At 66.6% G+C, this 11,114-nt stretch carries 22 protein-coding genes; all 22 read right to left on the bottom strand.

Going from position 1 to position 11,114, the window contains the following annotated elements; translation table 11 throughout:
- Positions 1-88: 88 nt before the first annotated feature.
- Positions 89-781, bottom strand: a complete 693-nt coding sequence (gene rplO / locus MK786_RS13460) for a 50S ribosomal protein L15 (RefSeq protein WP_241112752.1) — start codon at positions 779-781, stop codon at positions 89-91.
- Complete coding sequence (rpmD, locus tag MK786_RS13455) at positions 781-966, bottom strand: 50S ribosomal protein L30 (protein ID WP_023954062.1); 186 nt, start codon at positions 964-966, stop codon at positions 781-783. Before rpmD ends, rplO begins: the two co-directional genes overlap by 1 nt.
- Positions 966-1,622, bottom strand: a complete 657-nt coding sequence (gene rpsE / locus MK786_RS13450) for a 30S ribosomal protein S5 (protein ID WP_308220046.1) — start codon at positions 1,620-1,622, stop codon at positions 966-968. Before rpsE ends, rpmD begins: the two co-directional genes overlap by 1 nt.
- Before the next feature lie 29 nt (positions 1,623-1,651).
- A complete protein-coding gene (gene rplR / locus MK786_RS13445) occupies positions 1,652-2,011 on the bottom strand; it encodes a 50S ribosomal protein L18 (protein ID WP_241112751.1) in 360 nt (119 codons plus the stop codon).
- 2 nt (positions 2,012-2,013) lie between these two features.
- Positions 2,014-2,550: a 50S ribosomal protein L6 gene (gene rplF / locus MK786_RS13440; RefSeq protein WP_241112750.1), complete on the bottom strand. Its 537-nt coding sequence runs from the start codon at positions 2,548-2,550 to the stop codon at positions 2,014-2,016.
- A 6-nt stretch (positions 2,551-2,556) separates the two neighbouring features.
- A complete protein-coding gene (gene rpsH, locus MK786_RS13435; RefSeq protein ID WP_241112749.1) occupies positions 2,557-2,955 on the bottom strand; it encodes a 30S ribosomal protein S8 in 399 nt (132 codons plus the stop codon).
- Positions 2,956-3,055: 100 nt separating this feature from the next.
- Complete coding sequence (gene rplE, locus MK786_RS13430) at positions 3,056-3,646, bottom strand: 50S ribosomal protein L5 (RefSeq protein WP_241112748.1); 591 nt, start codon at positions 3,644-3,646, stop codon at positions 3,056-3,058.
- A 2-nt stretch (positions 3,647-3,648) separates the two neighbouring features.
- Complete coding sequence (gene rplX, locus MK786_RS13425; RefSeq protein ID WP_191766095.1) at positions 3,649-4,008, bottom strand: 50S ribosomal protein L24; 360 nt, start codon at positions 4,006-4,008, stop codon at positions 3,649-3,651.
- A 5-nt stretch (positions 4,009-4,013) separates the two neighbouring features.
- Positions 4,014-4,382 carry a 50S ribosomal protein L14 gene (gene rplN, locus MK786_RS13420; RefSeq protein ID WP_191766096.1) on the bottom strand — a complete coding sequence of 123 codons (369 nt, stop codon included), beginning with the start codon at positions 4,380-4,382 and terminating at the stop codon, positions 4,014-4,016.
- A gap of 34 nt (positions 4,383-4,416) precedes the next feature.
- Complete coding sequence (gene rpsQ, locus MK786_RS13415) at positions 4,417-4,785, bottom strand: 30S ribosomal protein S17 (protein ID WP_241112747.1); 369 nt, start codon at positions 4,783-4,785, stop codon at positions 4,417-4,419.
- On the bottom strand, positions 4,785-5,099 hold the full coding sequence (gene rpmC, locus MK786_RS13410; protein ID WP_045275475.1) for a 50S ribosomal protein L29: 315 nt from the start codon (positions 5,097-5,099) through the stop codon (positions 4,785-4,787). The genes rpsQ and rpmC overlap by 1 nt, the downstream gene beginning before the upstream one ends.
- Positions 5,099-5,518 carry a 50S ribosomal protein L16 gene (rplP, locus tag MK786_RS13405; protein ID WP_045275476.1) on the bottom strand — a complete coding sequence of 140 codons (420 nt, stop codon included), beginning with the start codon at positions 5,516-5,518 and terminating at the stop codon, positions 5,099-5,101. The genes rpmC and rplP overlap by 1 nt, the downstream gene beginning before the upstream one ends.
- The gene (gene rpsC / locus MK786_RS13400; RefSeq protein ID WP_169580747.1) at positions 5,518-6,270 is read right to left on the bottom strand and encodes a 30S ribosomal protein S3; all 753 of its coding nucleotides are present in this window, start codon (positions 6,268-6,270) and stop codon (positions 5,518-5,520) included. The genes rplP and rpsC overlap by 1 nt, the downstream gene beginning before the upstream one ends.
- Complete coding sequence (rplV, locus tag MK786_RS13395; protein ID WP_191766097.1) at positions 6,270-6,668, bottom strand: 50S ribosomal protein L22; 399 nt, start codon at positions 6,666-6,668, stop codon at positions 6,270-6,272. Before rplV ends, rpsC begins: the two co-directional genes overlap by 1 nt.
- 25 nt (positions 6,669-6,693) lie before the next feature.
- The gene (gene rpsS / locus MK786_RS13390; protein ID WP_019181724.1) at positions 6,694-6,975 is read right to left on the bottom strand and encodes a 30S ribosomal protein S19; all 282 of its coding nucleotides are present in this window, start codon (positions 6,973-6,975) and stop codon (positions 6,694-6,696) included.
- Positions 6,976-6,987: 12 nt separating this feature from the next.
- Complete coding sequence (gene rplB / locus MK786_RS13385) at positions 6,988-7,827, bottom strand: 50S ribosomal protein L2 (protein ID WP_241112746.1); 840 nt, start codon at positions 7,825-7,827, stop codon at positions 6,988-6,990.
- Positions 7,828-7,851: 24 nt separating this feature from the next.
- A complete protein-coding gene (gene rplW / locus MK786_RS13380; protein ID WP_056117679.1) occupies positions 7,852-8,151 on the bottom strand; it encodes a 50S ribosomal protein L23 in 300 nt (99 codons plus the stop codon).
- Entirely contained in the window at positions 8,148-8,810 is a 663-nt protein-coding gene (rplD, locus tag MK786_RS13375; RefSeq protein WP_241112745.1) for a 50S ribosomal protein L4, read from the bottom strand. The genes rplW and rplD overlap by 4 nt, the downstream gene beginning before the upstream one ends.
- Before the next feature lie 4 nt (positions 8,811-8,814).
- On the bottom strand, positions 8,815-9,474 hold the full coding sequence (gene rplC, locus MK786_RS13370; protein WP_191766100.1) for a 50S ribosomal protein L3: 660 nt from the start codon (positions 9,472-9,474) through the stop codon (positions 8,815-8,817).
- An 8-nt stretch (positions 9,475-9,482) separates the two neighbouring features.
- Positions 9,483-9,791 carry a 30S ribosomal protein S10 gene (rpsJ, locus tag MK786_RS13365; protein ID WP_013584016.1) on the bottom strand — a complete coding sequence of 103 codons (309 nt, stop codon included), beginning with the start codon at positions 9,789-9,791 and terminating at the stop codon, positions 9,483-9,485.
- 524 nt (positions 9,792-10,315) lie between these two features.
- On the bottom strand, positions 10,316-10,531 hold the full coding sequence (locus tag MK786_RS13360) for an Rv0909 family putative TA system antitoxin (protein ID WP_241112744.1): 216 nt from the start codon (positions 10,529-10,531) through the stop codon (positions 10,316-10,318).
- Between the two features lie 83 nt (positions 10,532-10,614).
- Positions 10,615-11,109: a VanZ family protein gene (locus MK786_RS13355; protein ID WP_241112743.1), complete on the bottom strand. Its 495-nt coding sequence runs from the start codon at positions 11,107-11,109 to the stop codon at positions 10,615-10,617.
- Positions 11,110-11,114 lie beyond the last annotated feature (5 nt).

Raw genomic sequence — 11,114 nt, 5'->3', positions numbered from 1 at the left:
GAGGGGATGCCGGCACGCACGGCGACGCGCCGACGTCCAGGGTAACCCAGTGGGGGTCGGAGCAATGCTCCGACCCCCACTGCGTGTACTACTTGACGGTGCCGCCCGCAGCGACGATCTTCTGCTCGGCGGAACCCGAGACCTTGTCGACCGACACGTTGAGCTTCACCGAGATGTCGCCGGTGCCGAGCACCTTGACCTTCTCGTTCTTGCGAACCGCGCCCTTGGCGACCAGGTCGCCGACGGTGACGTCGCCACCGGACGGGTACAGCTCGGCGAGCTTCTCCAGGTTCACGACCTGGTACTCGACACGGAACGGGTTCTTGAACCCGCGCAGCTTCGGGGTGCGCATGTGCAGCGGCATCTGGCCGCCCTCGAAGCCGATCTTGACCTGGTAGCGGGCCTTCGTGCCCTTGGTGCCACGACCGGCGGTCTTGCCCTTCGAGCCCTCACCACGACCCACGCGGGTCTTGGCGGTGCGGGCGCCCGGGACGGGACGCAGGTGGTGCACCTTCAGCACGCCGGGGCGCGACGCGGGGGCGTCAGCCTTCGGAGCAGCCTTCTTGGCGGCGGGCGCCTTCTCGGCCTTCTGCGCAGCGTCAGCCTTGTCGGCCTTGGCGGCAGCGGTCTTGGCGGGCGCCTTCTTCTCGGCGGCCGGCTTGTCGGCGGCCTTGGCGGTCGCCTTCTTCGCCGGAGCCTTCGCGGCAGCAGCCTTCGAGGCGGCGGGCTTCTTCGAAGCCTTCTCCTCGACGGCGTCGTTCTTCTCGGCCTTCTCAGCCATTAGTCGATCTCCTCAACCTTCACGAGGTGAGCGACGGTCTTGACGTAGCCGCGCGTCTGCGCGTCGTCGGGACGGACGACCGAGTCGCCGATCCGCTTGAGACCGAGCGAACGCAGCGTGTCACGCTGGTTCTGCTTCTCACTCACCTTGGACTTGACCTGGGTCACCTTCAGGCGCGCGGCCATCAGACACCTGCCTTCGCAGCAGCCGCGGCCTCGGCCTCGGCACGGACGAGACGGGCGGGGGCCACCTGGTCGAACTCGAGGCCACGACGCGCGGCGACCGCACGGGGCTCCTCGAGCTGCTTCAGGGCCTCCACCGTCGCGTGGACGATGTTGATCGTGTTCGACGAGCCGAGCGACTTCGAGAGGACATCGTGGATGCCCGCGCACTCGAGGACGGCACGGACCGGACCGCCGGCGATGACACCGGTACCGGCACCGGCGGGGCGCAGGAGCACCACACCGGCAGCGGCCTCACCCTGCACGGGGTGCGGGATGGTCGAGCCGGCGCGCGGCACGCGGAAGAAGTTGCGCTTGGCCTCTTCGACACCCTTCGAGATGGCCAGGGGCACCTCGCGGGCCTTGCCGTAGCCGACGCCCACGACGCCGTTGCCGTCACCGACGACCACGAGCGCGGTGAAGCTGAAGCGACGACCGCCCTTGACGACCTTCGACACGCGGTTGATCGTGACGACGCGCTCCAGGAACTGGCTCTTGTCGGCATCGCGCGAACCGCGGTCACGCTGGTTGGCGTTGCGCTCGCGACCGCCGCGGCGGGGCTCGCGCTCACGCTCGGCGGGCGCCTCGGTGGTCGTGGCGGCAGCAGCCTGCTCGGTCACTTCGTTCTCCGGGTTGTTGGTTGTTTCGCTCACAGGTTCAGACCTCCTTCGCGAGCGCCGTCGGCGATCGCCGCGACACGGCCCGCGTAGCGGTTGCCACCGCGGTCGAACACGACGTCCGAGACGCCGGCGGCCTTCGCACGCTCGGCGACGAGCTCGCCGACCTTGCGGGCCTTGGCAGTCTTGTCACCGTCGAACGTGCGCAGGTCGGTCTCGAGGGTCGAGGCCGAGGCCACGGTGTGGCCCTTGCTGTCGTCCACGACCTGCACGAAGACGTGGCGGGCCGAACGCGTGACGACGAGGCGCGGACGCAGCTCGGTGCCGACGACCTTCTTGCGAAGGCGGGCGTGACGACGCGAACGTGCGTCGGTCTTCGACTTCACAGCCATGGTTACTTACCAGCCTTTCCGGCCTTGCGCCGCACGACCTCGCCGGCGTAGCGCACACCCTTGCCCTTGTACGGCTCGGGCTTGCGGATCTTGCGGATGTTGGCAGCCGCCTCGCCGACGGCCTGCTTGTCGATGCCGCTCACGGTGAGCTTGTTGTTGCCCTCGACCGTGAAGGTGATGCCCGCGGGCGGGTCGACCAGGACGGGGTGCGAGAAGCCGAGGGCGAACTCGACCGAGCTGCCCTTCTGCGCCACGCGGTAACCCGTGCCGACGACCTCGAGGCCCTTGGTGTAGCCCTGGGTGACACCGATGATGTTGTTGTTGATGAGCGTGCGGGTCAGGCCGTGCAGCGAGCGCGACTCGCGCTCGTCGTCGGGACGGGTCACGACGACCTGGCCCTCTTCGACCTTGACCTCGATGGGGCGTGCCACGGAGAGCGTGAGCTCGCCCTTGGGGCCCTTGACCGCGACATCCTGACCGTCGACCGTGATGGTCACACCGGTGGGGATGTCGATCGGGAGACGTCCGATACGCGACATGTCAGATCACCACACGTAGGCGAGGACTTCCCCACCCACGCCCTTCTGCTGAGCCTGGCGGTCCGTGAGGAGGCCAGAGGAAGTGGAGAGGATGGCGACGCCGAGGCCACCGAGGACCGTGGGGATCTCGGTCGAGCGTGCGTAGACGCGCAGACCGGGCTTGGAGACGCGCTTGATGCCGGCGATCGACCGCTCGCGGTTCGGGCCGTACTTGAGCGTCAGCGTGAGGGTCTGGCCGACGCGTGCATCGGAGACCTCCCAGCCCGCGATGTAGCCCTCCTGCTTGAGGATGTCGGCGATGTGGGTCTTGAGCTTGGAGCTCGGCAGCGACACGGTGTCGTGGTGCGCCGAGTTCGCGTTGCGCAGACGGGTCAGCATGTCTGCGACCGGGTCTGTCATTGTCATTTCTTGTTTCCTTCGTTCAAGAGGTTTCGACAGCCGTTACACGACAGCCGACCTTCTATGAGTTCCCCGGGAGCCGGTGGGCTCCCGGGGAGTCGGCCGTTCAGGCCTGAGCGTCCTCGCCGCGGAACGGGAAGCCGAGGTGACGCAGGAGCGCACGGCCCTCGGCATCCGTCTTCGCCGACGTCACGACCGTGATGTCGAACCCGCGAACGCGATCGATCTTGTCCTGGTCGATCTCGTGGAACACGGACTGCTCCTGGAGACCGAAGGTGTAGTTGCCGTGACCGTCGAACTGCTTGGCCGACAGACCGCGGAAGTCGCGGATGCGGGGCAGCGCGAGGTTCACGAGGCGGTCCACGAACTCCCACGCACGGTCGCCGCGGAGGGTGACGTGCGCGCCGATGGCCTGGCCCTCGCGCAGCTTGAACTGCGCGATGGACTTGCGGGCCTTGGTGACGACGGGCTTCTGACCGGTGATCTTGGTGAGGTCCTCGACCGCACCATCGATCACCTTGCTGTCGCGAGCTGCCTCGCCGACACCGGTGTTCACGACGACCTTGACCAGACCAGGGATCTGCATGACGTTGGCGTAGCCGAACTCGTCCTGCAGCTGCTTCTTGATCTCGGTGTTGTACTTCTGCTTCAGGCGGGGCTGGATCTTGCCAGCCTCCGCGGCAGTGGCGGTGCTCATGTTCAGAGGTCCTTGCCTGACTTCTTGGCGTAGCGCACGCGGACGGTGCGCTTCACGCCGTCCTTCGTCTGCTCCTCGACGCGGTGGCCGACGCGGGTCGGCTTCTTGGTCGAGGGGTCGACGAGGGCGACGTTGGAGATGTGGATGGGAGCCTCGAACGTCTCGAGACCGCCCGTCTTGGTGCCGCGCTGGGTCTGGCCGACGCGGGTGTGCTTGGTGACGTAGTTCACGCCCTCGACGATGACGCGGTTCTGCTCGACGAGGACCTCGAGGACCTTGCCCTGCTTGCCGCGGTCTCCGCCGTTGGCCTGCTTCTTGCCAGTGAGGACCTGAACCAGGTCGCCCTTCTTGATCTTGGCCATGAGGGTCAGATCACCTCCGGTGCGAGCGAGACGATCTTCATGAACTTCTTGTCGCGAAGCTCACGACCGACCGGTCCGAAGATGCGGGTGCCGCGGGGCTCCCCGTCGTTCTTCAGGATCACGGCGGCGTTCTCGTCGAACTTGATGTACGAGCCGTCGGGACGACGGGTCTCCTTCTTGGTGCGGACGATGACGGCCTTGACCACGTCGCCCTTCTTGACGTTGCCGCCGGGGATCGCATCCTTGACCGTGGCCACGATGGTGTCGCCCAGACCGGCGTACCGGCGGTGCGAGCCACCGAGCACGCGGATCGTGAGCAGCTCCTTGGCGCCGGTGTTGTCGGCGACCTTGAGGCGGGATTCCTGCTGAATCACTTCTTACTCCTTGGGTACCAAGCAAGCCCGAGGCTTACTTGGCCTTCTCGAGGATCTCGACCAGGCGCCAGCGCTTGGTGGCGCTGAGCGGACGGGTCTCGTTGATGAGGACGAGGTCGCCGATGCCGGCGGTGTTGCCCTCGTCGTGAGCCTTGACCTTGGAGGTCCGACGGATGACCTTGCCGTAGAGGGGGTGCTTCACGCGGTCCTCGACCTCGACGACGATCGTCTTGTCCATCTTGTCGCTCACGACGTAGCCACGACGCGACTTGCGGTAGCCACGGGCGTCGGCGTCGCGCACATCGTGCTCGGCGGACTCGTGGCCGGCGACCTGCTCGACGACCTCGGCCTTGGCAGCCGTGGCCTTCTTCGCGGGGGCCTTCTTCTCGGTGGTCTCAGCCATTACTCGGCCTCTTCCTTCACGGCCTCGTCAGCGGCATCCGCCTTCTTGGCCTTCGTCTTCTTCGCCTTCGTCGCGGTCTCCAGCGGCGCGGGCGTGGCACGGATGCCGAGCTCGCGCTCACGGATCACCGTGTAGAGCCGCGCGATGTCGCGCTTGACCGCACGGATGCGGCCGTGGCTCTCGAGCTGGCCGGTGGCCGACTGGAAGCGCAGGTTGAACAGCTCTTCCTTGGCCTTGCGCAGCTCCTCGACGAGGCGCTGGTCTTCGAACGTGTCGAGCTCGCTGGGAGCGAGCGTCTTGGTGCCGATCGCCATTACGCGTCGCCCTCCTCGCGCTTGATGATGCGTGCCTTGAGAGGCAGCTTGTGGATGGCACGGGTCAGGGCCTCACGAGCGAGTTCCTCGTTGACGCCGGCGACCTCGAAGAGGACGCGACCCGGCTTGACGTTTGCGACCCACCACTCGGGCGAACCCTTACCGGAACCCATGCGGGTCTCGGCCGGCTTCTTGGTGAGCGGACGGTCGGGGTAGATGTTGATCCACACCTTGCCGCCACGCTTGATGTGACGGGTCATCGCGATACGAGCGGACTCGATCTGACGGTTCGTCACGTACGCGGGCGTGAGGGCCTGGATGCCGAACTCGCCGAAGGAGACCTTCGTGCCGCCGGTGGCCTGGCCATCGCGCTTGGGGTGGTGCTGCTTGCGGTACTTGACCTTGCGGGGGATAAGCATTACGCCGATGCTCCTTCTGCGACGGGGGCCTCGTTGCGCGGGCCACGACGCGGGCGGTCGTCACGACGACGGTCCGACTTGGGCGCGTTGGCCTGCTCGCGAGCGAGCTCCTTGTTGGTCAGGTCGCCCTTGTAGATCCAGACCTTCACGCCGATGCGGCCGAAGGTGGTCTTGGCCTCGTAGAAGCCGTAGTCGATGTTCGCGCGCAGCGTGTGCAGCGGCACACGACCCTCGCGGTAGAACTCCGAACGGCTCATCTCGGCGCCGCCGAGGCGGCCGGAGACCTGGATGCGGACGCCCTTGGCGCCGGCGCGCTGAGCACCCTGCAGACCCTTGCGCATGGCGCGGCGGAAGGCCACGCGGGCACTGAGCTGCTCGGCGATGCCCTGTGCGACGAGCTGAGCGTCGGCCTCGGGGTTCTTGACCTCGAGGATGTTCAGCTGGATCTGCTTGCCGGTGAGCTTCTCGAGGTCGGCGCGGATGCGCTCGGCCTCGGCGCCGCGGCGGCCGATCACGATGCCCGGGCGGGCGGTGTGGATGTCGACGCGGACGCGGTCACGCGTGCGCTCGATCTCGATGTTGCTGACGCCGGCGCGGTCGAGCGACGTCGTGAGCAGACGACGGATCTTGATGTCCTCGGCCACGTAGTCGGCGTAGCGCTGTCCGGGCTTCGTCGAGTCCGAGAACCAACGCGACACGTGGTCCGTGGTGATGCCGAGGCGGAAGCCGTACGGGTTGACCTTCTGGCCCATTACTTGCTCGCCTTCTTCGTCTTGGCAGCCGGGGCCGCCTCAGCGACCTCGGGCGTCGAGAGCACGACCGTGATGTGGCTCGTGCGCTTCTTGATCTGGAACGCACGACCCTGGGCACGGGGCTGGAAACGCTTGAGCGTCGTGCCCTCGTCGACGTACGCGTTGGCCACGTACAGGTCCTGCTCGTCCAGGAACTCGCCATCCTTGTCGGCCTTCACGCGAGCGTTCGCGATCGCCGAGGCGACGAGCTTGTAGATCGGCTCGCTCGCGCTCTGCGGCGCGAACTTGAGGATGGCCAGGGCCTCCTCAGCCTGCTTGCCCTTGATGAGGGCGACGACACGACGAGCCTTCTGAGGGGTCACGCGGATGTGTCGCACACGTGCGATGGACTCCACCATTTCTCTCTCCTCTTTCGTCCCCGCCTCAGCGGCGACGGCCCTTCTTGTCGTCCTTCACGTGGCCGCGGAAGGTGCGGGTGGGCGCGAACTCGCCCAGCTTGTGGCCGACCATGGTCTCGGTCACGAACACGGGGATGTGCTTGCGACCGTCGTGCACGGCGATCGTGTGGCCCAGCATGGCCGGGACGATCATCGAGCGGCGCGACCAGGTCTTGATGACGTTCTTGGAGCCGGCTTCGTTCTGTACGACGACCTTGCGGAGCAGGTGCTCGTCGACGAAGGGGCCCTTCTTGAGACTGCGTGGCATCTTCCTCTACTCCTACTTGCGCTTCTTGCCGGCGTTGCGACGGCGAACGATGTACTTGTCGCTTTCCTTGTTCGCGTGGCGGGTGCGGCCTTCGGCCTGGCCCCACGGCGAAACAGGGTGACGACCACCGGAGGTCTTGCCCTCGCCACCACCGTGCGGGTGGTCGACGGGGTTCATCGCGACACCGCGGACGGTCGGGCGGATGCCCTTCCAGCGGTTGCGACCGGCCTTGCCCCAGTTGATGTTCGACTGCTCGGCGTTGCCGACCTCGCCGATGGTCGCGCGGCAGCGGGCATCCACGTTGCGGATCTCACCCGAGGGGAGACGCAGCTGGGCGTACGGGCCGTCCTTCGCGACGAGACGCACCGAGACGCCCGCCGAGCGGGCCAGCTTGGCGCCGCCGCCGGGACGGAGCTCGATCGCGTGGATCACGGTACCGGTGGGGATGTTCTTCAGCGGCAGGTTGTTGCCGGGCTTGATGTCGGCCGAGGGACCCGACTCGACGATGTCGCCCTGCGACAGCTTGTTCGGCGCGATGATGTAGCGCTTCTCGCCGTCCGCGTAGTGAAGGAGCGCGATGCGCGCCGTGCGGTTGGGGTCGTACTCGATGTGAGCGACCTTGGCGTCGATGCCGTCCTTGTCATTGCGACGGAAGTCGATGACGCGGTACTGACGCTTGTGGCCACCGCCGATGTGGCGTGTGGTGATGCGACCCTGGTTGTTGCGGCCACCGGTCTTGGCGAGCGGGCGGAGGAGCGACTTCTCAGGCGTCGATCGGGTGATCTCGGCGAAGTCGGCCACCGACGAGCCGCGGCGACCCGGGGTCGTGGGCTTGTACTTGCGAATAGCCATATTTCTAGTCCTCTATCCCGACCGTCAGCCGACTGCCGTGAAGATGTCGATGGTGCCCGACTTCAGGGTCACGATGGCGCGCTTGGTGTCCTTGCGCTTGCCGGTGCCGAAGCGGGTGCGGCGGGCCTTGCCGACGCGGTTGATCGTGTTGACCGCAGCCACCTTGACGCCGAAGATCTTCTCGATCGCGAGCTTGATCTCGGTCTTCGTGGCACGGGGGTCCACGAGGAACGTGTACTTGCCCTCGTCGATGAGCCCGTAGCTCTTCTCGGAGACAACCGGCTTCAGGATGATGTCGCGCGGGTCCTTGTTCACGGCGGTCATGCCGAGACCTCCTCGGTGGCGCCGGTCTTCGACGCGACGAACGCGTCGTAGGCGGCCTTGGTGAAGACGATGTCGTCGGAGACGAGCACGTCGTAGGCGTTCAGCTGGTCGGCGTACAGCACGTGGACGTACGCGAGGTTGCGCACGCTCAGGATGCTGAGCTCGTCGTCACGCGTGATGACGACCAGCACGTTCTTGGTGGGGGCGAGGGCCGTGAGGACCGCCGCGGCAGCCTTGGTCGACGGGGCGCCCTCGATGCCGAACGAGTCGACGATGTGCAGGCGGTCGCCGCGAGCACGGTCGCTGAGCGCGCCCAGCAGGGCGGCCGCGATCATCTTCTTGGGCGTGCGCTGCGCGTAGTCGCGCGGCTTCGGGCCGTGGACGATGCCACCGCCGGTCATGTGCGGCGCGCGGATCGAGCCCTGACGGGCGTTACCCGTGCCCTTCTGCTTGAAGGGCTTGCGGCCGGCGCCCGAGACCTCACCGCGACGCTTGGTCGAGTGGGTGCCCTGGCGAGCCGCCGCGCGCTGCGCGACGACGACCTGGTGGATCAGAGGAATGTTCGTCTTGACGTCGAAGAGCGCGGCGGGCAGCTCGACAGAGCCGGCCTTCTTGCCGTCGGCCTTGTGGACGTCGAGCGCGAGAGTCGAGTCAGCCATGTGCTCAGGCACCCTTCACTGCGTTGCGGACGTAGACGATGCGGCCACGCGCGCCGGGGACGGCGCCCTTGACGAGCAGCAGACCCTTCTCGGCGTCGATGGCGTGCACCTTGAGGTTGAGGACGGTCACGCGCTCGCCACCCATACGGCCGGCCATGCGCATGCCCTTGAAGACGCGGCTCGGGGTCGACGATGCGCCGATCGAACCGGGCTTGCGGTGGTTGCGGTGCGCACCGTGCGAGGCGGAGACACCCTTGAAGTTGTGGCGCTTCATGACACCCGCGGTGCCCTTGCCCTTGCTGGTGCCGACGACGTCGATCAGCTGGCCGGCCTCGAAGACGCCGTCCACCGTGAGCTCCTGACCGAGTGAGTAGTCAGCAGCGTCCGCGGTGCGGATCTCGGTGAGGTGGCGGCGGGGGGTCACGCCGGCGGCCTCGAAGTGGGCCGTGAGGGGCTTGTTGACCTTGCGGGGGTCGATCTGGCCGTACGCGATCTGGACGGCCTTGTAGCCGTCCTTCTCGGGCGTGCGAACCTGGGTGACCACGTTCGGAGCGACCTCGATGACGGTGACGGGAACGAGCTTGCCGTTCTCATCCCATACCTGGGTCATGCCGAGCTTGGTGCCGAGCAGGCCCTTGGAAATCTTGTTGTTGATGTCAGCCATGTCGAACCTCAGAGCTTGATCTCGATGTTGACGTCGGCCGGCAGGTCAAGGCGCATCAGCGAGTCGACGGCCTTGGGCGTCGGATCGATGATGTCGATCAGACGCTTGTGGGTGCGCATCTCGAAGTGCTCGCGGCTGTCCTTGTACTTGTGGGGCGACCGGATGACGCACACGACGTTCTTCTCGGTCGGAAGGGGCACGGGGCCCACGACGGTCGCGCCCGCACGGGTCACGGTGTCGACGATCTTGCGCGCCGAGCTGTCGAGGCCGGCGTGGTCGTACGACTTCAGGCGAATGCGGATCTTCTGTCCCGCCATTGTCTGCTCACTCTCTTTCTCGCGTCTTACCGTTCCGGGCTCCCCGGAGGCATTGGACGCACGGTGGCGCTCACGCGCCATGGCACTTCTGCACCGCTTGCGCAGTGCGTTGCTGCACCGCTGTTCTGATGTCAATCCGGATGCCGCGCCGAAGCGCCGCTCCCGGCATCCGCCACCTGCCCGCGCACGAGAGCAGCGCTCTCGAGCTGAAGGAGGTTTGAGATGTGGTGGTTCTGCTGCCCGCGGCCTAGGACCCTGCGCTCTCGCGCCGCCTATGCACTGCCCTGGCAGTGATCCTGCGCGCGCCGAAAGGCGCACCGGAATGTGGAACCTCACTAGTCTACGTGCCGCCCGGGCGTGTCGCAAACTCGGGCGTGTCGCGCGGCGAGTATGCTCGGCAGGTTCTCAGGGGGGAGGGATGCTCCGCCGAAGACTAAGGGCGCCGGCGAGGTCGCGGTGCCCCCGCGCACGAAGAAGCGGCCCGGGGCATCCGAGCCGCTTCATCGCCTGTACAGGCAGTCGTGCTACTCGTTGCCGACCGACTTGTCGATGTTGTCGCGCACGCCGTCCACGTGCTGGTCGATGCTGTCAGGAGCGACCTTCTTGACGAAGTCGGCCGCCGCGTCGAGTGCCTTGTCGCTCACGTCCTCCGCCCGGTCGGACTTGAGAACGTCGTCGATCTTGTCCTTGTTCTGCTCGAGGAAGTCCTTGCCTTGGTTCACCAGGTCGTCGATACCCATATCCCACTCCTTCGGTGCCCGCTCGGGCGTACGCGACCATTCAAGGCGCGGCGACTGAGTTCGTCAACCGATGCCGATTGCACTCAGACTGCGGCAACCGAACGCTTGATCGCCTCGTGACGTTCGATCACCTTCTGATCGCGGGCCTTGACCACCGCACGAATGATCACGGCGAGGAACACGCCGATCGTCGCGCCGATCGAGTTGGCGACCACATCTTCGATCGTCGCGTACCGCGCTTCGAGCAGCTCCCGCTGCGCGACCTCGATGCCTGCCGACAGAGCCGGCCCGAGAAGGAGGGCAACCGGCCACCAACGCAGGGACACCATCATGCCCAAGAGAAAGCCGACGGGCACGAAGAGGAGGATGTTCGCGAATGATTCGATGAACGCATAGTCCACGAACTGCGGCACGCCGCGCTCGTGCAGTTCGGAGATCGCACGATCCAAAAGTCCCTCGACGGGCTGATCGATGGGGCTCGGCCAGAAGACAACGAACGCGAGGAACGCCCCATACCCCAGAGCCAGCGCCGCGACGATCGTCCGACGGGGACCGCTGGTGGAGGGCAGGCGGGACATGGTCA

Source organism: Microbacterium sp. CFH 31415 (assembly GCF_022538185.1).
GTDB lineage: Bacteria > Actinomycetota > Actinomycetes > Actinomycetales > Microbacteriaceae > Microbacterium.
Note: the sequence above shows the minus strand (reverse complement) of the source record. Positions and strands in the feature narration are given on the sequence as shown.